The organism is Oerskovia rustica, assembly GCF_014836555.1.
Taxonomy (GTDB): domain Bacteria; phylum Actinomycetota; class Actinomycetes; order Actinomycetales; family Cellulomonadaceae; genus Oerskovia; species Oerskovia rustica.
On record NZ_JACSQQ010000028.1, the window covers coordinates 20,441 to 43,514 of the forward strand.

Genomic DNA, 23,074 nt, shown 5'->3' on the forward strand with positions numbered 1-23,074 from the left:
ACCCACGGGTCCGGCGCACCGCCCTCCGTCGTCCCCGGTGCGGGGTGCGCGACACCCCGCGGACTGCGACCGCTCCGTCGTGGGTGTCCGGGAAGAGGGACCCGGCGTCTCGGTTCGTGGACGTGCTGCGGGGTGCCCCCCGCTTCTCGGACGGCACGCCGTGACGTCGCGACGGGCACCGCTGCCTGCTGCGATACCTCGCGGCAACTACTGCCAGTAGAGAGATGGGGAGTTCTCTCCATCCAGTGGATGACAGAGCTTCCTCCGCGTGCCGCTATCCTTTCACCCGCGACGGGTAGGGGCACCTGGCAGGAGGGGCCCTGGGGACACCGGTGGCACCACTCGCACCCACGGAGATTCTGTGACCTTTCTAGCCCGGCTCCACGACAAGCGACGGTCGATCGCCTCGGTGAGCACCGTGTCGGTCTTCTCAGCGCTCCTCGTCGCCTTCGCGGTCACGTACGACGGTCAGGCGACGGCCGACGTCGAGCTCAACGACTCCGGTGTATGGGTCACCCGGACCTCGGGCGGTGCGCTGGGGCGGTTCAACTTCGAGTCCCAGGCGCTCGACGGCTCGATGCTCGCAGGTTCCGCGTCGTTCGACGTGCTGCAGAACGCGGGCAAGGTGCTCCTGGTCGACGACGGCGCAGGCTCCGTGAGCCCCGTGGACGTGGCACGCCTCAAGCTCGTCGGCTCGGTGCGTCCCCCGACGGGGGCGGAGGTGGCGATGGGCGGCTCGAGCGTCGCGGTCCTCGACGGCGAGGAGGGGCTGCTGTGGGTGCTGCCGTTCGCCGGCGCGACCTCGTTCGACCCCGAGACCACCAAGCCGGTCGCCGAGGTCGGCGGCAAGGGCGTCGTGCAGGTGTCCCAGGACGGCACGGTCTACGCGCTGGTCCCGGCGACGGGCGAGCTGACGAAGGTCTCGACCGCGGCCACCGGCACGTCGCAGGAGGTCACGACATCGAAGGTGCCGGTCGCGAAGGGGGACGAGGTCGAGCTCACGACCGTCGGGTCGGCGCCCGTCGTCCTGAACCGGACGCAGTCGGAGCTCGTCCTGCCGAGCGGTGACGTCGTCCCGCTCGAGGACGGGTCGCAGGCGCGGCTCCAGCAGCCGGGCCCCCAGACCGCCGACGTCGCCGTGGCGACCGCCTCGGGTCTCGTGCTGCAACCGGTGGACGGAGGGGACTCGGTCACGCGTGCGGCGTCGGGGGTGCCCTCGGCGCCCATCCAGCTCAACGGGTGCACCTACGGCGCCTGGTCGCAGACCGGCCAGGTGCTGCGCGACTGCGACGGCACGGACAACGACCTCGACAAGCGCCTCGAGGGCGTGGACCCGCAGAGCCGCCTGGAGTACCGGGTCAACCGCAAGGCGATCGTGCTGAACGACCTGTCGGCGGGCACCGTGTGGATGGCCGCCGAGGAGTACCAGAAGGTCGACGACTGGGACCTCGTCCTTCCCGAGCAGGCGGAGGGCGAGGAGTCCGACGCCGAGCTGACGACCCCGGAGCAGGTCGACCAGTTCGTCCTGGACCGCTCGCAGCCCAACCAGCCGCCGCTGCCCCAGGACGACGTCTTCGGTGCACGACCCGGACGGACCACCCTGCTGCCCGTGCTGGGCAACGACATCGATCCGGACGGCGACGTCATGACGGCGACGCTTGCGGGCGAGAGCCCCGACGGCGCCCAGGTGCAGTCGGTCCTGGGTGGCGCTGCGCTGCAGGCGATCGTCCCGGAGGACGCAGGGAAGGGTGCCTCCTCGTTCCGGTACGCGGTCTCGGACGGCCGCGGTGGCGTGGCCGAGGCGAGCGTGCGGCTCAACGTCTCGCCGTGGAGCGAGAACGCGCCCCCCGAGCAGACCGGTGAACCGGTCCTCGTGGTCGAGCAGGGCAAGACCGCCGAGATCAAGGTGCTCCCCTTCTTCCGCGACCCGGACGGCGACGACCTGTACCTCGCGGCGGCGACGGCGACCTCGGCGGGCGACGAGGTGCGTTCGCGCCCGGACGGGACCGTGGTGTTCCGCGACGGCGCGGGCTCGACGGGACGCAAGACGGTCACCGTGACCGTCGCCGACGGCATGGGCGGGGTCTTCGAAGGAGTCCTGCACGTCGACGTGTCGGGTGCGGGCCAGCTGCCGCCCGTCGCGGTGGCGGACCACGTCGTGGTGCCCGCCGGCCAGCCGGTGCTGGTCGAGCCGCTCCTCAACGACTACGACGCGAACGGTGACGAGCTGCGTCTCGCGAGCGTCTCGGAGTCCGCTCCCGCGCAGATCACGCCCAACTACGGGTCCGGGACGTTCCAGTTCCTCTCGAACGAACCGCGGTCCTACGACCTGACGTACCAGGTCTCGGACGGCCCCAACGCGACGACGGGGCTGGTCCGCGTGGACGTCCTGCCCGCCTCGGCGGCCGAAGGCCCGCCGATCGTGGTCTCGGACACCGCGCTGCTGCCCTCTGGCGGCAAGACGCTGGTCGACGTGCTCGCCAACGACACCGATCCCGGCGGCGGCGTGCTCGTGGTCCAGTCGGTCAGCGTCCCCGACGACGCGGGGGTCTCGGTCGCGGTCCTGGCCCACCAGATGCTCCGGATCACCGAGATCCGCCGTCTCGACGCACCCGTGACGATCGAGTACACGGTCTCCAACGGGACCCAGACCACGGTCGGGCAGGTCCGCGTCGTGCCCGTGCCGTCGCCGACCAGGCTGCAGCCGCCGAACGCGGTCGCCGACGAGGCCACGGTGCGCGTGGGGGACGTCGTCACGATCCCGGTCCTCAAGAACGACACGCACCCGGACGGGCTCGAGCTGTTCCTCCAGGACGAGTTCGAGCAGGGCGTCCCACCCGAGCAGGGTGAGCTCTTCGTGTCCGAGGGACAGGTGCGGTTCAAGGCGGGTGCCGAGGCAGGAACCGCCTATGCCATCTACCGGGTCCGGGACAAGAACGGCCAGGAGGACTCCGCCCAGCTCACGATCCACATCCGGGACGGCAAGGAGAACTCGCCGCCGCAACCGCAGACGCTGCAGGCTCGCGTGCTCACCGGTGCGACCGTCCGGATCGCGGTCCCGCTCGACGGGATCGACCCTGACGGCGACTCGGTCCAGCTCACGGGCGTCGCGACCCCGCCGGCCAAGGGCACCGCGGAGGTCACGGACCGCTTCATCGACTACAAGGCCGCCGACGGCGCGACAGGGTCGGACTCCTTCACCTACTCGGTGCTCGACGCGCGAGGCATGGTCGCCACGGGGACGGTCCAGGTGGGCATCTCCGCGCCTCCTGCCACGAACCAGAGCCCCGTCGCGGTCGACGACCTGGTCACTGTGCGCCCCGGCCGGACCGTCGCGGTCCCTGCGCTCGCCAACGACACCGACCCCGACGGGGACCAGATCTCCCTGGTCCCGGCCGCGCTCGAGGCCGACAAGTCGCTCGACGCCGAGGTCGTGGGTAACGACCGCGTCGTCCTGACGAGCCCCACCGAGGCGGGCAGCACGACGTTCTACTACGGGATCCAGGACTCCAAGGGGGCGCGCGCCGCGGCGGCGATCACGGTCCTCGTGGACCAGGACGCTCCGCTGCTGGCCCCCGTCGCCCGTGACGACACGGTCCCGATGTCCGCGGTCCTGGGGCAGACGAGCGTCGAGGTCGCGGTGCTCGACAACGACGACGACCTGGACGGCGCCGCCTCCGAGCTCACGGTCAGCACCGACGCAGGGACGGCGAAGGCCAACCCCGACGGCACCCTGAGCGTGACGTTGACCGAACAGCGCCAGGTCCTCACGTACGTCGTGACCGACGTCGACGGCCTCTCCTCCAAGGCGTTCGTCCACGTCCCCGGTCTGACCGAGCAGGTCCCCGTCCTGCGTCCCGGCATCGTGCCGCTCGAGGTCCCCTCGGGCGAGCCGCTGCCGATCGACATCACCGACTACGTCCTGGTCAAGGAGGGGAGCACCCCTCGCCTGACCGACGAGAAGAAGGTCGTGCCGCTCAACGGCACCGCAGCGGTCACGGACGCCACGAACCTCGTCTACACCTCCGACCCCGAGTACGTGGGAACGGCGTCGGTCACGTTCGAGGTCACCGACGGCTCCGGACCCGACGACCCCGAGGGGCACAAGGCGTTGCTGACGCTGCCGATCTCGGTGCTGCCCCCCGCCAACCTGCCTCCCGAGCTCGGTGCGCCCAACGTCGACGTGGCGGCCGGCGAGGAGGGATCGGTCGACCTCGGCCGGTTCGCGACCGACCCCGACGGTGACTCGCTGACGTACAAGGTGGGCGCGGTGCCGGCCGGACTCACGGTCAGCGTGAGCGGCTCGACCGCGACCGTCCAGGCCACCCCGGAGGTCGCCAAGGGCACCACGCTCTCCGTCCCGATCTCGGTGACCGACGGTGGGCACCCGCCCGTCGACGGGTCGCTCACGGTCAAGGTCGTGGCGTCCACGCGCCCGTTGGCCAAGGCCAACGACGACACGGTCGAGAAGGCCCACCAGGGCAAGGCGGTGCCGGTCGACGTCCTCGCCAACGACAGCAACCCGTTCCCGGAGACCCCGCTCAAGATCACCGCGGTGACCGTCGACACGGGCGAGGGCACGCCCGCGATCAACGGCGACAAGATCACCGTCACGCCCAAGGACACGTTCTTCGGCGTCATGGTCGTCCGGTACCGCGTCCAGGACGCGACCAAGGACCCCGACCGCGAGGTCGAGGGACGCATCCAGATCAACGTCCAGGGACGCCCCGACGCGCCGGGCAAGCCGACCGTCGAGGAGGTCCGGTCCAAGACGGTCGTCCTGAGCTGGGAGCCGCCTGCCAACAACGGGGCCGAGATCACGGGGTACACCGTGAAGTCGAACAACGGCTACAGCAAGGCGTGCGGCACCACGACGTGCACCCTCGACGGCCTGACGAACAACGTCAGGTACACCTTCACGGTGGTCGCGACGAACGAGGTCAACGACTCGGACGCGTCGGTCCCGTCGGCCGAGGCGCGTCCGGACGAGAAGCCCGACCCGCCGGCGCCCCCGACCGTCGAGTTCGGTGACAAGTCGCTCAAGATCTCGTGGGTCAACAAGACGTACACCGACCGGTCGCCGATCCAGTGCGTCAACCTCCGGATCTCGCCCTCGGTCGGAGGCAAGGACCAGGCGTGCGTGACCGGCACCCAGTTCGAGTGGACCGGCCTGAAGAACGGCACGTCCTACACGGTCGAGGTCCAGGCCGTGAACGCCGCAGAGCTCAACGGCGCACCGGATCCCTCGGACTGGTCCGGCCCTTCGGCGGCCATGGTCCCCGCAGGCGTGCCGTTCGCGTCCGCCGCTCCTCAGGCCGAGCGGCGCACGTCGTCGGTCAACGGTGGCGTCCTCGACGTCACCTGGTCCAAGCCGGACGACGAGAACGGCGACGCGGTCTCCGTGTACTACGTCGACCGGTACAAGAACGGGGCCAAGGACGGGGGGACCGTCACCGTCACCGGCGCGACCAGCCTCCCGGTGAGCGGCCTCGACAACGAGGCGTCGTACACCTTCACCGTCACAGGGCAGAACAAGGCGGGGCGGGGGGCCACGAGCGCCGCGTCCGCGGCAGTGATCCCGTTCGGGATCCCGGGGGCCCCGGGCAGACCGGGAGTCTCGGAGTCGAAGGGTGACATCACCGTCACGTGGCCTGCGGCCGACGCCAACGGCAGCCCGGTCTCGAGCTACACCGTCACGGCGAGCAACGGCACGGCCAAGACCGTGGGCGCAGGGACGCTGTCGGCCGGGTTCGACCTGCCCACGGGTGCCTACACCTTCACGGTCACGGCCAAGAACGCTGCGGGCGACTCCCCGGCGAGCGTCGCCTCGGCCGCGATCAACGCCTACACGGTGCCCGCACCGCCGTCCGTGTCGGGACGGAAGAACGGTGCGACGAACCTGATCTTCGACCTGTCGGGTCCCGCGGACAACGGTGGCAGCCCCGTCACGAGCTACCTGTGGAGCTCGGGCGAGGGGGGCACCAGCATCTCCGTCGGCAACGGCTACAGCCAGACGCACAGCCGGTCCGCGAAGGCCTGCAACCCGGCCGGTTGCAGCGGGAGCAGCAACACCGTCACGCTGACCACGGACCCCCAGCCCAACATCAAGGTCGTCCGTGGCTCGAGCGCGGGGGGCGGCATGAACTACTTCCGCGTGGCCTACACGAACCTGCCGGCCGGGAACTACGGGTTCGTCTGCCGGGACCAGCAGCCTGACGGCTCCTGGACCACGATCGGCGGTGGCTACGTCTACTCCTTCAGCCTGAGCGGCTCGGGGACGACGCCCGACTTCGGCTGCTGGTACGGCTGGCCGGGTCGACTCGTCAGCGTCAACCTCAGCGGCGCGGGCGACCAGGCCTGGGTGACCCCCGTGCCGTGGTGACCAGGCAGGCGCCCGACCCGACTCCGACCTTCTGCACGACCTCACGAGAGAGCAGCACCCCATGACCTCCATGACCCCCGAGCAGGCCGCCTGGTTCGCTCAGACCTTCGACCGTCTGGTCTCCAACGTGGGCCAGGCCGTCCTGGGCAAGGCCCACGTGGTGCGCCTGGTCCTGACCTGCATGCTGTCCGAGGGCCACATCCTCCTGGAGGACGCGCCGGGCACGGGCAAGACCTCGCTCGCCCGCGCGCTCGCCGCGAGCGTCCAGGGCACCCAGAACCGCATCCAGTTCACGCCGGACCTGCTGCCGTCCGACGTGACGGGCGTGACGATCTACGACCAGAAGACGGCGAAGTTCGAGTTCCACCAGGGACCGATCTTCGCGTCGATCGTGCTCGCGGACGAGATCAACCGGGCCTCGCCCAAGACGCAGTCCGCGCTCCTGGAGGTCATGGAGGAGGGGCAGATCACGGTCGACGGCGTGACGCACTCGGTGGGGCGCCCGTTCATGGTCATCGCGACGCAGAACCCGATCGAGCAGGCCGGCACGTACCGCCTGCCCGAGGCGCAGCTCGACCGCTTCCTCATGAAGACCTCGCTCGGCTACCCGGACCACGCAGCCACGGTCGAGATCCTCCAGGGCGCCTCGGTGCGGGACCGCAGCGCGACCCTGCAGGCGCTCATCACGACGCAGGCCGTCGCGGAGATGGCGGACCTCGCCGCGGGCGTCCACGTCGACGGCGCGGTGCTCGAGTACATCTCGCGCCTGGCCGAGGAGACGCGCAACGCGGCGGAGTGCCGTGTCGGGGTCTCCGTCCGTGGGGCGCTCGCCCTGGTGCGTTGCGCCAAGGTGTGGGCGGCCGCGCACGGGCGCAACTACGTCCTGCCCGACGACGTCAAGGAGCTCGCGCTGCCCGCCTGGGCGCACCGCCTGGTCCTCGACCCCGAGGCCGAGTTCGCCGGCGCGACGAACGAGGGCGTGCTCGCGCGCATCCTCGCGGACGTTGCCGCGCCGCAGGAACGTCGGTCGGCCTGACGCGATGACCACGACCGAACCCGCTGTCGCCGCGCGCAGCAACCCGACCGGACCGGGCGCCTCGGCCGACGCCCCGGCGAGCGGCTCCGGCCCGACGACGTCGCGCCCCGGCCAGGCCCCGGCCCCGGCGCCGGGCGCACCCTCGGGACGCCGTCGACGGAAGGCCAGGGCCGCGTCGGACGACGGCTCGGCGGCACCCGCACGTCCAGGGTTCGTGACGCCGTCGGGCGACGGTGGGGAAGGACCGGGCCGACGCCTGCGCGCGCTGCTCGTCCCGGTGACCGGGCAGGTCGCCAAGGGGTTGTCCCTGGCGGCCTCGGTCGTGAGCCCCTTCGGGTGGGCGGTCCTCGTCGGCCTCGTCGCGGCGTGGTGGACCGGACTGGTCTTCTCGTGGGTCGAGCTGCTCGCGGTCGCGATCGTCGCGACCGTCGCGATGCTCGGCGCGGTCGCGTTCGTCCGCGGGACCTTCCGGTACTCCGTGCAGCTCGACCTGGGGCAGCGGCGCGTCACGGTGGGGGACCGGGCCGTCGGCACGCTCGAGGTGAGCAACCAGTCCCCGCGCCCCTTGCTGCCCGCCGTGATGGAGCTGCCCGTCGGCGCCGGTGTCGCGTCGTTCCCCGTGCCGCGACTGCGGTCGGGGGCGAGCCACGAGGAGATCTTCACGATCCCGACGCACCGCCGCTCGGTCATCCCCGTCGGCCCGGTGCGCTCGGTGCGCGCGGACCCGCTGGGCCTGCTGCGCCGCGAGGTGGTCTGGACGAACCCCGAGGAGCTGTTCGTGCACCCGCGGACGAAGAACCTGTCGGGCTCCTCGACGGGCTTCCTGCGCGACCTCGAGGGACGTGTCACCCAGGACATCTCCAACTCCGACGTGTCGTTCCACGCGCTGCGCGACTACGTCCCCGGCGACGACCGTCGCCACATCCACTGGAAGACCACCGCCCGCACGGGGCAGCTCATGGTCCGGCAGTTCGAGGAGACGCGGCGTTCGCACCTCGCGGTCGTGCTCTCGACCCGTGCCGAGGACTACGCGCACCCCGACGAGTTCGAGCTCGCGGTGAGCTCGTGCGGTTCGCTCGGCCTCCAGGCCATCAAGGAGGACCGCGGGCTGACCGTCCTCGTCAACGACGGCAGCCTCCGCGGTGACAACCGGGTACGGCTCCTCGACGACCTGGCTCGGGTCGAGACGAGGTCGTTGCGCACGAGCCTCGTCGACCTGGCTCGCGTGGCCGGCACGAGCGTCACGGACGCGTCGGTCGTCGCGCTCGTCGTGGGGAGCGCCGTCTCGCCCACCGAGCTGCGCGCCGCCTCGGCCCGGCTTCCCCAGGACGTACGGGTCATGGCGATCCAGTGCGTGCCGGGCGCGAAGGTCAGCCGCCACCGGATCGCCGAGCTCGTCGTGCTCACCATCGGGGAGCTCGGCGACCTCCCCCTCGCGCTGCGGAGGCTGAACGACTGATGACCGAGAACGACACGCGGGGCCGACTGGCCCCGCCGACCGGTCCCGGTGCGGAGCCCGGCCACACGGACGGGACCGGCACACGGTCGAACCTGACCACCGCACGCTCGTCGACCCGCCTGCGTGGCACCGACGGGCCGCGCGCGCTGCGGGCGACGGGCGCCGTCGACGCCCTCGCGCTCGTCGTGATGCTGGGGGCCGCCGTGGTCGGCCTCGGCCCGGCGTGGGGCTCGACGGCCTACCTCCTGCCCGCGCTCGGGGGCCTCGTGCTGGGGTTGGGCGTCGCCTGGCTCGGCGCCTGGCGGCGCTGGGGTACGGTCACCGTGACGGCCGCGGCCATGGTGGCGTACCTGGTCCTCGGCGGACCGTTCGCCCTGCCGGGCACGACGGTCGCGGGGGTCCTGCCGACCCTCGAGACGTTCCGCGGTCTGCTGCTGGGGGCGATCACCGGGTGGAAGGAGATCGTCACCTCGGTGCCGCCGCTCCAGTCCTTCCCGGAGCTGGCCGTCGTCCCCTTCCTGCTGCTCTTCCTGACCGCTCTCGTCGCCGGCACGCTCGCCTGGCGCGTCCGTGCGGGGCAGTGGGCGCTGGTCCCCGTCGTGGTCGCGTTCGTCGGGGTGGTCCTGCTGGGCACGCTCGTGCCCGCGTTCCCCCTCGCCCAGGGGCTCGTGCTCGTCGTCGTCGGGCTCCTGTGGGGCTCGTGGCGCGCGACCGAGGCGCGCCTCGGGGAGCGTCAGGTCCTGACGGCCGCGAGCGTCGTCGCGACGCGGCGCCTGCGCTGGCACCGGGCGCGCGGCGGCGCCGCGATGCTCGCGCTCGGTGCGGTCGCCGCGGTCGTGCTCGTCCCCGTCGTGACCCCGGACACCGAGCGGATGGTCCTGCGCGAGCAGATCGTCCCCCCGCTCGATCTCCACGAGTACGTGAGCCCGCTCGCGTCGTTCCGCAAGTACGCCAAGGAGATGACGGACGACGAGCTGTTCACGGTCGACGGACTGCCCGCCGGAGCCCGTGTACGTCTAGCGACCCTCGATACGTATAACGGCGTGGTCTACGACGTCTCGAGCGGTGCGGGCTCGGGGGTCTTCACGCGCGCCGGCGACCAGATCGCGACGGTCGCGAAGGGCACCCCGACCGACCTGACGGTCACCATCGGCGACTACCGGGGCGTGTGGCTGCCCGACGTCGGGGCGCTCGCGGGTGTCCGGTACACGGGGGAGCGCGGTGAGGCGCTGAGCACCACGACGTACTACAACTCGGAGACCGGCACGGGCGTCGTGACCGCAGGCCTGCGCCCCGGTGACACGTTCCGGCTCGACGCGATCGTCGCACCGACCCCCTCGGTCGAGGACCTGGAGTCCTCGCACATCCTCGACGCGGAGCTCCCGAGGCCGCGCAACGTCCCGGACTCGGTCGGGGGCAAGGCCGCGCAGTTCATGGCCGAGGAGACGGACCCGCTGGTCCAGCTCAAGAACCTCGAGGTGGGGCTCGAGGCGAGCGGGATCTTCTCGAGCGGGCTCGAGACCCAGCTTCCCTCCCGACCGGGCCACTCGGCCGAGCGCATCGACACGCTGCTCGCGGCCGACGAGATGATCGGCGACGACGAGCAGTTCGCGGTGGCGCTCGCCCTCATGGCGCAGTCGGCGGGCATCCCGGCCCGCGTCGTCATGGGCTTCTACCCGGACCCGGAGGCATGGGAGGCGGGTACGCCGTTCGTGGCCACGGGGGCCGACGTGCACGCCTGGGTCGAGGTCCCGTTCGCGGGCTACGGCTGGGTCCCGATCGACGCGATCCCCGAGGAGGACAACAAGATCGAGCCCGAGCCCAAGAGCGACCAGGTGCCCAAGCCCCCGGTCCTCGAGGACCCGGAACCGCCCGAGGAGCCGGCCGACGCCGAGGCCGGGACGGTCGACGACGAGGAGAAGAAGGACGACGCCGAGTCGAGCGCGTTCGACTGGGGCCGTGCCGCGCTGGTCGCGGTCGCGGTGACCGTCCCGCTCCTGGTCCTCGCCCTGCCCCTGCTCCTGGTCCTCCTGCTCAAGTCGCGACGCAGGAAGAGGCGACGGTCGGCCGACCGTCCGGTCGACCGCATCAGCGGCGGCTGGCGCGAGGTGCTCGACGCCGCCACGGACCTGGGCGCTCCGGTCCCCGCGGGCGCGACCCGCCGCGAGGGCGCGGGCACGCTGGCCGAGGCGTTCCCTGTGGCCGCCGCGCCGACCGTGACGCTCGCACGCTCGGCCGACGCGACGGTGTTCGGCACCGGCGACCCGAGCCCTCAGCAGGTCGACGCCTTCTGGAGCGAGGTGGACTCGGTCCTGGTGGGCATGAGGTCCACCAGGCCGCGCGGGCAGCGCTTCCGCGCGGCGGTGTCGCTACGATCCCTGCGGGGTGCTCGACCGGCATGGGTCCCCTCCTGGGTCCCGGCGCTGCGTCGATCGGCCCGGTCGTCCGCCCGGACCGTGACGAGACCACCGACCGGTTCCGGCCCGAAGCCAGGGGAGTCCTGATGTCCGAGCAGCTGAGCTGCAGCGCCTGCGGTACGGCACAGCCGGCGGGTTCGTCGTTCTGCGCCGTCTGCGGGACGAAGATGCCCAGCACGGCGGTGCCGTACGGCGCGCCCGTCGGCGGCGCACCGTCGTCGGGCCGCGAGCCGTCGATCGCGATCACGACCGAGCGCGACGTCGCTGCGGCGACCCAGCGCGCGGTGCCGTTCCTGCGACGGACGGACGCTGCCGCGCCGCAGACGGGGCTCGACGGCGCGCCGGTGGCCGGCACGGGACGCAGGTTCGTCGCGTTCCTCGTCGACGCCGCCGCGGTCTCCCTGGTCTTCGCGGCCGTGCTGCTCGGTGGTGGCGCGGTGGCCGGGGTGTCTCCGACCGCGCTGGCCTCGGTCACGACCCCGGCCGAGGCCCAGGAGCTGCTCGGCCGCCTGCTGTTCGCGTACGCGGTGGCCGGAGCGGTGTCGCTCGCGTGCTGGGTCGGCATCTGGTTCTGGGAGGGGCGCACGGGCCGGACGCTCGGCAACCTCGCGACCGGCGTCCGGTCCGTCCGGGCCGAGGACCGGTCGCCCCTGGGCTTCGGGCGGGCAGCGCTCCGCTGGATCATCACCTTCCTCGGGGCCCTCGCCCTGGGGATCGGCGAGCTGCTCGTCGTCCTCTCCCCGGCTTTCGACAGCTCGGGACGGAACCAGGGATGGCAGGACAAGGCCGCCAAGGCGCTCGTGCTCGACGTCCGAGGACTCCACGACGGGAACGCCGAGGTCGGCGCCGTCGGGCAGCCGAGCACCCACCAGGTCGCGACGCCCCCGAGCGGGTACCGCGGCCCCTCGCCGTCGGGGCCCCTCCCCGCCGGGTCGTTCGCCGCGCAGACCGCCGGCCAGGCGCCGGGGGCCGGTGCTGCCCCCGTCGGTGACCCGTGGGCCTTCCCGCAGCAGCCGCAGCAGCCGCAGCAGCCCTCGGTCACGCCCGTGGGCGGGCTGATCACGGGCGTGCCAGGCGCTGCGTCACCCTCGGGCTCCGCGCCGGTCACGCCGTCCCCGGCCCCCGTGCCCCTCGTGGTCCCTCCGACCACGACGACGCCGGCGCCTGCCCACGAGGAACCCGACTGGGACTCGACGCGCCTGAGCGCCCGGGAGATCCGGCACGAGGCGCACGAGGCGACACCCACGCCCGGGGCCGTGCTCGAGCTCGAGTCGGGTCAGCGGGTCCCCCTCTCCGGCCCCGCGCTCGTCGGACGCAACCCGCAGGCGTCGGGGGGCGAGGCCAGGACCCTCGTCCGGGTCGAGGACCCGACGCGGTCGGTCTCCAAGACGCACGTCGAGCTGGGGTTCGACGCCGGCGGCCTGTGGGTGCAGGACCGCGGGTCGACGAACGGGACGGTCCTCCTCCGTCCCGGCGGGGCGCCCGTGGCGCTCGACCCGGGTGTGCGCGTGCCCGTGCCCGTCGGCTCGGTGATCACCGTCGGGGACCGGCGCATCGTCGTCCACCCGGGGTCCGGCGCATGAGCCGATGGCCCGCCGGGGTGAGCCTGGTCTGGGGCGCGAGCTCGCACCGGGGGGCACGGCGGCTCCTCAACGAGGACAGCTTCCTCGCCGACAGCTCGGTCTTCTTCGTCGCCGACGGCATGGGCGGGCACGACGCCGGCGAGGTCGCGAGCTCCGCGACCATCGACGCCCTCCGTCCGCTCGGCGCGCTGGCCACGGTCTCGCCCGAGGACGTGCGTGACCGGCTCGTCGTGGCGCAGGACGACGTCCGCGCCATCAGCACCGAACCCGGCCGGGGCGCCGGGACGACCGTGACCGGCGTCGTCGTGGCCCAGATGGAGGGCATGCCGTACTGGCTCGTGGTCAACATCGGTGACTCGCGGACCTACCAGATGTCGCACGGGGTGCTCGAGCAGCTGAGCGTGGACCACTCGGAGGTCCAGGAGATGGTGGACGCGGGGTTGCTCACGGCGACCGAGGCGTTGACCCACCCGCGACGCCACGTCGTCACGCGCGCCGTCGGGGCCTCGCTCCCGCCCGAGCCCGACTTCTGCTGGGTGCCCATCGCCGCGCGGGACCGGATGCTCGTGTGCTCCGACGGCCTGACGGGCGAGCTCTCGGACGAACGGATCACGGAGATCCTGCTCGCTCAGCCGGACCCCCAGGCCGCAGCCGACCGTCTGGTCAACGAGGCCATCGTCGCCGGAGGGCGGGATAACATCACTGTCGTCGTCGTCGACGCGACCGGGGCCTGGGGGGACACCAGCGACGGTTCCACGGCCCCCCGCGAGAACCTGGGGTACGCCGACGAGGACACCTTGCCGCGAGAGATTCGCCTTCAGATGGGGGACAGGTCGTGAGACTGCGCTACGACACCGGGAGCGCGTTCGGGTTCGTCCGGGGTGGTGCGATCGTCGTCCTCCCGGAGGGGGCGACGAGCGAGCTCGTCGGACGCCTGTGGGACGGCCTCGACGCGGCAGGAGACACCGACGTCGAGGTCATCGAGGTCATCCAGCTCCTGACCGTGGTCCTCGGGGCGACCTTGCGGACGATGCCGCCGTTCGCCGTCGCGGTCGTGTCGGGGCGGCGCGCCCAGGTCGCCGTCCGTGGCGAGGTCTCCGTCACGTTGAGCACGTCCTCGGCCCGGGTCCACGTGGACGGCGACGACGTGACCACCTGGTCCGAGCGTCTCGTGGACGACGTCGAGGAGGTCTCCGTCCAGCTCGGGGTCGAGGACGCCCCTGCTCTGGAGGCGGGCCCGGGACAGGTGGCGCTCGTCGGCCTCCCGCTCCACGAGGGCGTGGTGCTGGTGTCGCGGATCGTCCGGCACCTCGTCGGGACGTCCGCCGTGCCCACGGCCACCCCCCGTGGTGAGCACACAGGGACGCCGGCCGCCGTCGAGGCCCGTGCCGTCCCTGGTGCCCGCCCGGCGTCCGCGTTCGAGCCGGTCCTGGTGGGGAGCGCGGTGCCGACCGAGGACCTGGACCCGCCCCTCGCCTCGGTACCGAGCCTCTTCGCCGTCGACGTCGTCCCCGACGAGGACGCCGCCCCGGTCGCCCTGGTCGCAGCGGTACCGGGCCTCGACGCAGCAGCCGAGGAGGTCGTACCGACGCGCTCACCGGTCGACGAGCGGTCGGCAGAGACGATCGTCTCGATGGAGACGATCGCGCCCGAGCTCACGGTCGTCCCCCCGGCCGACGACCTCGACGCCGACGACGGCCTCGAGCACATCGACGACCTCGACGACCTCGACGACGCGGTGGCGGCCGTCGACGACGGCTACGGGCACCTGTGGGAGTCCACCGTCCTGCGGACCGTCGAGGATGCAGCGATCCGCATCGACGAGGAGGACGAGGTCGACGCGCCGCCCGCCCCGGCTCCCGCCGCCGTGCCGTCGGTCGAGGACGCGACCCCCGTCCCCGCGCCGCCCGCCGGGACTCCCCAGCCCGTCGCCAGCATGATCGACGGGATCCCTCGGGAGTGGACCGGGTCGACGCCCGCCGCGTCGGTGCGCGCGGCCACGGTCACGGGCGACCAGGCCCAGCGACCGGGCCCGCCCGTCGACCGCGCGCACCTCGTCGGGCAGTCCTCGACGGTCGGGTACGAGATGGCCGCCGGGGAGGACCAGGAGGGGGACGACCACGACGGGCACACCGTCTTCTCCTCGGTCATCGCCGACCTCCGCGCCCAGGTGTCCGGTGCCGGAGCGGCCACCGCCGTCCCTGCGCCGCCCGCACCCCTCGGGCTGCCCGGAGCGGCCGCACCGCTCGGTGTCGTGCCCGTCCCTGCCGTCGGCGCTGCGGAAGGTCCCGCACCGGTCGGCAGCCCGGCCGCAGGGCCGACCTTCGCGCCGCCCGCTCCTCCGGGCTCCCAGCAGATCCTGGCCCGCACGTGCGTGGACGGTCACGCGAACCCCCCGTCGCGGGAGAACTGCGGGAGCTGCGCGCACGTCCTGGTGGGGGATGCCCACCTCGTGACCCGACCCTCGCTGGGCCGCTTCACGCTCTCCAACGGTCAGGTCGTGGAGCTCGACCGCCCGGTGGTGCTCGGACGCCGCCCTCGCACGACGCGAGCGCAGAGCAACGACCTGCCGCGCCTGGTCGCGGTGCCGAGCCCGGAGCAGGACATCTCGCGCTCGCACGTCGAGATCCAGCTCGAGGGCTGGCACGTGCTGGTGTGCGACCTCAACACGACCAACGGCACCACGCTCCTGCGCCCCGGTCAGCCGCCTCGGCGCCTGCACCCCGGGGAGCCCACGATGGTCGTGTCGCACGACGTCGTCGACGTGGGTGACGGCGTGACGTTCACCTTCGAAGGGTTGCTATGAGCAGCAAGCGTGCCCCGTCGCCGCCGCCGCTGATCGACGGGTACGAGTACGTGTCGGTCGTCGGTTCCGGCGGGTTCTCCGACGTCTTCCTCTACCAGCAGCAGCGCCCCCGGCGTCGGGTGGCGATCAAGGTCCTGCTGCACGAGTGGTCGAGCGAGTCGCAGCGCGCCGCGTTCGACGTCGAGGCCGACCTCATGGCGACCCTCTCGACCCACCCGTCCATCGTGACCATGTACGAGGCGAACGTGACGTCCGACGGACGCCCCTACCTCGCGATGGAGTACTGCTCGCGGCCCAACCTGGGGGCCCGCTACCGGTCCGAGCGGCTCAGCGTCGCCGAGGCGCTGCGTGTCGCCGTGCAGATCGCGGGAGCGGTCGAGACCGCGCACCGGGCCGGGATCCTGCACCGGGACATCAAGCCCGCGAACATCCTCGTGACCGAGTACGGCCACCCGGCGCTCACCGACTTCGGTATCTCCTCGACGATGGACGACGCCTCCCGGGCCGAGGGCATGTCGATCCCGTGGTCGCCCCCGGAGTCCTTCGCCGAGGACCCGTGGGCGGGCAAGGAGACGGACGTCTGGGCGCTCGCCGCCACGACGTTCACCCTGCTTGCCGGGCGGGCGCCGTTCGAGCTGCCAGGAGGGTCCAACTCGAGCGCGAGCCTCATCACGCGCATCGAGTCGACGCCGCTGGCTCCGACCGGACGTACCGACGTGCCGCCCTCGCTCGAGCGGGTGCTCGGCACCGCCATGGCCAAGAACCCGGCCTCGCGCTACCCGACGATGCTCGCCTTCGCGCGGGCGCTCCAGCAGGTCCAGAACGAGCTCTCGCTCGCGGTGACCCCCATCGACGTGCTCGCCGACGCGGGGATCACGCAGGAGGAGGAGGCCGACGACGACGGCGGTACGCGGCTGCGCGCGGTCGTCTCGATCGACCCCCGTGGAGGAGGTGCTGGCGGGGCCTACCCGACCGGCGCTCCGTCGACGACGAGCGGCACCGCCCCGGTCCAGCGGCACGTGACCGTCGGAGCGTCGACGGGCGGTTCCGCTCCCGTGGCGCACGCTCCCGCACCGCATGCTCCTGCGGCGCCCGGTGCCTACGCCGGGCAGCCCGGGGCGGGGGCTCCCGCCCAGGTCGGGTACTACGCGCCCGCACCCGCGCGCCCGGCCCAGGCTCCGGCGTCGGGCCCCGGGTACGTCCCGCCGCGCCCCGCTGCCGGCCCGGGGAGCACCGGGACCGGGACCGCCGTGTGGGGGCCGCCGACCGACGACACCGTGCACCGCGCCCCGGGCGCCTCGCCCGAGCCCGAGCCGGCACGACCGCGGACGCGGCGTGCCCTCTGGACGTTCCTCGCAGGCGCCGGGATCCTCGTGCTCGTGGTGGTCGGGATCTACGCGCTCCTCCCGGACGGGACCGCGACCGACACGGACACGGGGGGCGGTACGACCTCGGCGGACGAGCCGGACGACGTGCCGAACGACAACCTCGGTGACCTGGTCCCGCCCCCCGAGGACCTGCAGGCGCAGTACGACGTCACGAGCGGGAGCGCCTTCTTCACCTGGTCAGCCCCCGAGGACGTCGAGGTCGGCGACACCTACGCGTGGCAGCACATCGACCCGACCAAGGAGACGTGGTCGGCCCCGGTGCCCGCGGGGAGGGAGTACGTGAAGGTCCCCGCGGGGGAGACCGACACCGTCTGCGTCGAGATCCGTACCGTCCGGGACGGGAAGCCGTCCGTCCCGGTGAAGGGCTGCGTGAACCCATGAGCGACCTGGCGATCGAGTTCTGCGGCGAGTGGTTCCGCCCCGTCCCCGGCGGGACGTTCGACATCGGGCGCGACGGCGACCTCGAGATCGAGGACAACCCGTACCTGCACCGGCACTTCCTGCGCATCTCGCACGAGAACGGCATCTGGTGGCTGGCGAACGTCGGCTCGCTGATCTCCGCGACCGTCTGCGACGCCGGCGGCGGCGTCCAGTCGTGGCTGTCGCCCGGCAACCGCCTGCCGCTGGTGTTCCCGTCGATGTCGGTCGTCTTCACGGCCGGGCCGACCACCTACGAGATGCGGGTCCGGCTTCAGGGCGCGCCCTACCAGGAGATCCGCTCCGAGGAGCCGTCCGACGGCGCGACCACGATCGGGGCCATCCCTTTCACGATCAGCCAGAAGCAGCTCATCCTGGCGCTCGCCGAGCCCGTGCTGCGGCGGGACGGGACGGGACTCTCCGAGATCCCGACCTCCGCCGACGCCGCACGCCGCCTCGGCTGGGCCACGACCCGCTTCAACCGCAAGCTCGACAACGTGTGCGAGCGGCTGGACCGCATCGGCGTCAAAGGTCTGCGCGGTGGAGTCGGGGCGCTCGCCACGAACCGTCGTGCACGGCTCGTGGAGTACGCGGTGGCCTCACGCCTCGTGACGACCGAGGACCTGCCCCTGCTCGACCTGGTGGACGAGAGCTCCTGAACCCCGTCCACGCACCTGCTACGAAGGACACGTCCCTGTGCGTCTCAAGATGACTCTCGTGCGTCACGACGGCACGAGCGACGACATCGTCGTCACGGCCGACGCCGGAAGCACGGTCGGCGACGTCGCCCGCGCGATCGCCGTGCGCGACCCCCGGAACATGGGGTCGCTGGTCGACGTCCCACCGCTCACCCTGCGCGCCCAGCTCCCCGCGCAGGAGCAGTCGGTCGTCCTCGACCCCGACGTCCCCATCGCGGAGGCGTGGCTCGGTTCCGGTGCGGTCGTGCACCTCCTGGACGCGGCCCGCGCCGCCAGCACGATGCAGGACGTCCAGAACGTGCTGGCCCGCGTCCGGGTCGTGGCCGGACCGGACGCCGGGCTGCAGCGCGACCTCGTCGCGGGGCGCTACGTCGTGGGACGGGAGCCGGGGTGCGACCTCGTCCTGTCCGACCCCCTCGTCTCGAAGAAGCACGCCCGGATCGACGTGTCCGACCGTACCGAGGTCGTCGACCTGGGCTCGGCCAACGGGATCGTGGTCGACGGCGGTCTGGTCACCCGGCTGCGCGTCGACCGGCAGCAGACCCTCGTGCTCGGCGACACCGTCGTCGTGGTCGACCCGCTCGGCAGCGCCGCCGGCGGTCCGGTCGCAGGTCCCGTCCCGTTCAACCGCTCGCCCAAGGTCGAGCCGCGCTACGCGGGGGAGAAGTTCACGGCGCCCAGCGCCAACCGTGAGGAGGAGCCCCAGACCTTCCCGGCGCTGGCCCTCGTCGCCCCGGTGGTGATGGGCCTCCTGATGTTCTTCGTCACGCAGCGCCCGACCGCGCTCCTGTTCATCCTCATGAGCCCCCTCATGCTCGTCGGCAGCTACGTGACCGAGCGTCAGCGGCGCCGTCGTCGCCTGGAGCGCGACGTCAAGAGGTTCGACGAGCGGCTCGAGGGCCTGCGGTCCGCGCTGCGCGACGAGGAGGTCGCCGAACGGTCGGCGCGGCTCCAGGAGGCGCCGGCGACCCCGCTCACGCTGGCCGAGGGGCTGCGTCGCGGTCCGCTGCTGTGGACGCGCCGCCCCGAGCACTGGTCCTTCCTCAACGTGCGGCTCGGGCTCGGCTCGATGCCCTCGCGCAACGAGGTCGAGACGCCAGGGCGCGGTGAGATGGTCCCTGAGCTCCAGGGGCGCCTCGACGAGCTGGTCGACCGGCACGAGCTCGTCTCGGGCGTCCCCGTCGTCGAGAACCTGCACGACGCCGGTGCGCTGGGGCTGGCCGGGGCCAAGAACCTCGTGGAGCCCGTGGTCAACTCCGTGCTCGTCCAGCTCACGGTGCTGCACTCGCCCACCGACCTCGTGGTCTGCTCCCTCGTGACGCCGACGTGGTCGCGCTCGCTCGAGTGGCTCAAGTGGATGCCGCACACCTCGGCCTCGACGAGCCCGATCGAGGGCAACCACCTCGCCGACAGCGCCAGCAGCGGCGCCGTGCTCCTGGCCCAGCTCGAGGAGCTGATCCGGACCCGGCTCAAGAGCCAGCGCGCCACGCGTCGAGGCGCGGCCCGGACCCGCGACGCCGCGCTCGAGCGCGGTGCGAGCGTCGGCGAGGGCGGTGGCGGACCCGTCGAGGGGACGAGCTCGCCGCTGCCCGCGGTCGTGGTCCTCGTGTCCTCCGAGGTCGACGTGGACCGTGCACGCCTCGCACAGCTCGCCGAGACGGGGCCCGACGCGGGGGTGTTCCCCGTGTGGGTCGCCGACAGCGTCCGGGGGCTGCCGGCCGCGTGCCGCACCTACGTCGAGGTCGGTCCCGACCGCACCTCGGTGGGCATGGTGCGGCTCGGCCTGTCGGTCGACGACGTCGTGCTCGAGACGGTCGACGCGGCCGACGCGGTCGAGTACGGCCGTCGCATGGCACCGGTGTTCGACGCGGGGGTCGTCGACGAGGACGCGAGCGACCTGCCGCGCACCGTCTCCCTGCTGACGCTCCTCGGCCCCGACATGGCGACGTCCGGCGAGGCCGTGATCGACCGGTGGAACCAGAACCTCTCGATCACCGACCGCACGCCGGGCGCCGTCCCGAGGCGACGCCGCGCCGGGGGGCTGCGGGCGCTCGTCGGCTCGGCCGGGTCGGAGGCGATGCAGCTCGACCTGCGCACGCACGGCCCGCACGCGCTCGTGGGCGGGACGACCGGCTCGGGCAAGAGCGAGTTCCTCCAGGCGTGGGTGCTCGGCATGGCGGCCGAGTACAGCCCGGACCGGGTCACGTTCCTGTTCGTGGACTACAAGGGCGGCTCCGCGTTCGCGGACTGCGTCCAGCTCCCGCACTGCGTGGGGCTCGTGACCGACCTGTCGCAGCACCTCGTGCGGCGCGCACTGACGAGCCTGCGGGCCGAGCTCCACCACCGCGAGCACCTGTTCAACCGCAAGAAGGCCAAGGACATCCTCGAGCTCGAGAAGCGGGGCGACCCCGACGCGCCGCCGGCCCTGGTGATCGTCATCGACGAGTTCGCGGCGCTCGTCTCCGACGTGCCCGACTTCGTGGACGGCGTCGTCGACATCGCGCAGCGCGGGCGCTCGCTCGGGATCCACCTCATCATGGCGACCCAGCGCCCGGCGGGCGTCATCCGCGACAACCTGCGGGCGAACACGAACCTTCGCGTCGCCCTGCGGATGGCCGACGAGTCCGACTCGTCCGACGTCGTCGGGACCCCCGACGCGGCCCACTTCGATCCCGGGCTCCCGGGGCGTGGGCTGGCCAAGACGGGCCCCGGCAGGGTGCGCCCGTTCCAGTCGGCCTACGCAGGCGGCTGGACCTCGGACGAGGCGCAGCCGCTGCGCATCGAGGTCGCGGCACTGCGGTTCGGCGGCGAGATCCGCTGGGACGCGCCGCAGCCCGCGGTCGTGCCCGAGGAGACGGACCTCGGTCCCAACGACCAGCAACGCCTCGTGGCGTGCATCGGGGCGGCGAGCCGGCACGCCGAGATCCCGAGCCCGCGTCGCCCGTGGCTCGACTCGCTCGCCGGGGTCTACGACCTCGCCCGCCTGCGTCAGCGCACCGACACCGAGCTGTTGATCGGCGTCGCCGACCTGCCCGAGGTGCAGGCCCAGCGGCCGACGTACTTCCGCCCGGACGCCGACGGACACCTCGCCGTGTACGGCACGGGCGGTGCGGGCAAGAGCACCGCGCTGCGCACCCTGGGCATCGCGGCGGGGATCACGCCCCGGGGCGGAGCGGTCCAGGTCTACGGCCTCGACTTCGCGGGTGGCAGCCTGCGGATGCTCGAGTCCCTGCCTCACGTCGGGTCCGTGATCATGGGCGACGACGTCGAGCGCGTGGTCCGCCTGCTCCGTATGCTGCGCGCCGAGCTCGACCGCCGCGGCCCGCTCTTCGCCGACGCCTCCGCGTCGAGCGTCACCGAGTTCCGGGCGCTCACGGGCAGGACGGACGTGGCGCGCATCCTCGTGCTCGTCGACGGCTTCGGCGCGTTCCGCGACGACTTCGAGCAGGGTGCTGGCCGGGCCGTGTGGTTCGACGTGTTCCGCGACGTGCTCGCCGAGGGGCGACAGCTCGGCATCCACGTGGCGCTCACGGCCGACCGTGCGGGCGCCGTGCCGACCGCGGTCCGCTCGGCCGTGCAGCGCAACGTCGTGCTCCGCCTCTCGGACGACGGGTACGGCCTGCTCGACGTGCCCGGCGACGTGCTCACCCCGTCGTCTCCGCCCGGCCGCGCGGTGGTCGACGGTGCGGAGACCCAGGTCGCGGTCATCGGCGGGACGACCTCTGCCGCCGAGCAGGCGCGTTCCTGCGTGCGGCTGGGTGACTCGATGCGCAAGGCCGGGGTGCTCCAGGCACCGAGGATCGGCGCGCTCCCGCAGGAGTACACGGCCGACGTGCTGCCGGACGAGGTCGACGGACAGCCCGTGCTGGGGATCGGCGACGAGACGCTCGACGCCCTCGGCTGGGCCCCAGAGGGGACGTTCCTCGTGTCGGGGCCTGTCGGCAGCGGTCGGACGACGGCGCTCGCGGCGCTCGCGAGGTCCCTGGTCCGGGCCGCCCCGAAGACCCGGATCGTCCTCGCGGCGCATCCCGGTTCCTCGCTGGTGTCGGCGGTGCCCTGGGACCGGGTCGCGCAGAGCGTCGACGAGGTCGTCGCCCTCGCCCAGGACGTCGCCGAGGACCTGGCGGCGGGACCCGTCGCCGTCTTCGTCGAGGGCGTCGACGAGTACCTGCAGTCACCCGCGGACGCACCGCTCGTCGCGCTCATGAAGGCGGCCCAGCGCGGCTCGTGCCTCGTGGTCGCGGAGGCCGAGTCCTCCCGCTGGGGCTCGCCGTGGCCCCTGCTCGCCGAGATGAAGAACGGTCGCCGTGGGCTGCTGCTGCAGCCCGAGGCGCTCGAGGGCGACTCGTTGCTCAAGACCTCCCTGCCGAGGGTCTCCCGTGCGGAGTTCCCCCCTGGCCGGGGCTACTACATCGCGCGCGGAAGCACTACCCGGGTACACGTCCCGATGGGCTGACGCACGCGTGGGGAGTTCTCCCCATACCCAGGCGACCGCACCTTCGGTACGGTTGCGACGACAACGGGCCGTGAGGCCGACGATGGATCAAGAGAGCGGGAATCGACATGGCGAACGTCAACGTCACCTACAGCGAGATGCGGGACGCAGCGGGCCGTCTGGAGATCGGCAAGGGGCACCTCGACGAGATCCTCGCGGATCTGATGAAGCAGGTCACGGCGCTCGTGTCGTCCGGCTTCGTGACGGACCAGGCCTCGACGCAGTTCATGGCCTCCTACGACCAGTTCAACCTCGGCGCGAAGAACGCGGTCGAGGGACTCGTCGAGATGCACACGTTCCTCGCGCGCGCCGCGGACTCGATGGAGGAGCTCGACGCGCGTCTCGGCTCCGCGATCGCCCGGTGACGACTGCTGGACCCTCGGACGGCCGCCC

At 72.7% G+C, this 23,074-nt stretch carries 11 protein-coding genes; all 11 read left to right on the plus strand.

The features are described 5' to 3' along the window. Positions 1-361: 361 nt before the first annotated feature. The 11 genes from H9652_RS15005 (at position 362) to H9652_RS15055 (ending at position 23,046) form a co-directional block, all read left to right on the plus strand. Entirely contained in the window at positions 362-6,382 is a 6,021-nt protein-coding gene (locus H9652_RS15005; protein ID WP_191796959.1) for an Ig-like domain-containing protein, read from the plus strand. A gap of 61 nt (positions 6,383-6,443) precedes the next feature. After that, a complete protein-coding gene (locus H9652_RS15010; protein WP_191796960.1) occupies positions 6,444-7,418 on the plus strand; it encodes an AAA family ATPase in 975 nt (324 codons plus the stop codon). Positions 7,419-7,422: 4 nt separating this feature from the next. Further along, positions 7,423-8,877: a DUF58 domain-containing protein gene (locus H9652_RS15015; protein ID WP_191796961.1), complete on the plus strand. Its 1,455-nt coding sequence runs from the start codon at positions 7,423-7,425 to the stop codon at positions 8,875-8,877. Further along, positions 8,877-11,381 (plus strand): transglutaminase-like domain-containing protein, encoded by a 2,505-nt coding sequence (locus H9652_RS15020; RefSeq protein ID WP_191796962.1) that lies wholly within the window; start codon positions 8,877-8,879, stop codon positions 11,379-11,381. Before H9652_RS15015 ends, H9652_RS15020 begins: the two co-directional genes overlap by 1 nt. Continuing rightward, entirely contained in the window at positions 11,381-12,877 is a 1,497-nt protein-coding gene (locus tag H9652_RS15025; RefSeq protein WP_191796963.1) for an RDD family protein, read from the plus strand. Before H9652_RS15020 ends, H9652_RS15025 begins: the two co-directional genes overlap by 1 nt. Beyond that, complete coding sequence (locus H9652_RS15030; protein WP_191796964.1) at positions 12,874-13,716, plus strand: PP2C family protein-serine/threonine phosphatase; 843 nt, start codon at positions 12,874-12,876, stop codon at positions 13,714-13,716. The genes H9652_RS15025 and H9652_RS15030 overlap by 4 nt, the downstream gene beginning before the upstream one ends. Further along, a complete protein-coding gene (locus H9652_RS15035; protein WP_318244196.1) occupies positions 13,713-15,683 on the plus strand; it encodes an FHA domain-containing protein in 1,971 nt (656 codons plus the stop codon). The genes H9652_RS15030 and H9652_RS15035 overlap by 4 nt, the downstream gene beginning before the upstream one ends. Next, a complete protein-coding gene (locus H9652_RS15040) occupies positions 15,680-17,452 on the plus strand; it encodes a serine/threonine-protein kinase (protein ID WP_191796965.1) in 1,773 nt (590 codons plus the stop codon). The genes H9652_RS15035 and H9652_RS15040 overlap by 4 nt, the downstream gene beginning before the upstream one ends. Further along, positions 17,449-18,147, plus strand: a complete 699-nt coding sequence (locus tag H9652_RS15045) for an FHA domain-containing protein (RefSeq protein WP_191796966.1) — start codon at positions 17,449-17,451, stop codon at positions 18,145-18,147. Before H9652_RS15040 ends, H9652_RS15045 begins: the two co-directional genes overlap by 4 nt. 37 nt (positions 18,148-18,184) lie before the next feature. Beyond that, complete coding sequence (locus tag H9652_RS15050; RefSeq protein ID WP_191796967.1) at positions 18,185-22,642, plus strand: FtsK/SpoIIIE domain-containing protein; 4,458 nt, start codon at positions 18,185-18,187, stop codon at positions 22,640-22,642. 107 nt (positions 22,643-22,749) lie between these two features. Continuing rightward, positions 22,750-23,046 (plus strand): WXG100 family type VII secretion target, encoded by a 297-nt coding sequence (locus H9652_RS15055; RefSeq protein WP_030151988.1) that lies wholly within the window; start codon positions 22,750-22,752, stop codon positions 23,044-23,046. The last annotated feature ends 28 nt before the right edge of the window (positions 23,047-23,074 follow it).

Coding starts and splice junctions, on each gene's coding strand:
- H9652_RS15010 (WP_191796960.1), top strand. CDS start 6,444: ATGACCTCCATGACCCCCGAGCAGGCCGCCTGGTTCGCTCAGACCTTC.
- H9652_RS15015 (WP_191796961.1), top strand. CDS start 7,423: ATGACCACGACCGAACCCGCTGTCGCCGCGCGCAGCAACCCGACCGGA.
- H9652_RS15020 (WP_191796962.1), top strand. CDS start 8,877: ATGACCGAGAACGACACGCGGGGCCGACTGGCCCCGCCGACCGGTCCC.
- H9652_RS15025 (WP_191796963.1), top strand. CDS start 11,381: ATGTCCGAGCAGCTGAGCTGCAGCGCCTGCGGTACGGCACAGCCGGCG.
- H9652_RS15030 (WP_191796964.1), top strand. CDS start 12,874: ATGAGCCGATGGCCCGCCGGGGTGAGCCTGGTCTGGGGCGCGAGCTCG.
- H9652_RS15040 (WP_191796965.1), top strand. CDS start 15,680: ATGAGCAGCAAGCGTGCCCCGTCGCCGCCGCCGCTGATCGACGGGTAC.
- H9652_RS15045 (WP_191796966.1), top strand. CDS start 17,449: ATGAGCGACCTGGCGATCGAGTTCTGCGGCGAGTGGTTCCGCCCCGTC.
- H9652_RS15055 (WP_030151988.1), top strand. CDS start 22,750: ATGGCGAACGTCAACGTCACCTACAGCGAGATGCGGGACGCAGCGGGC.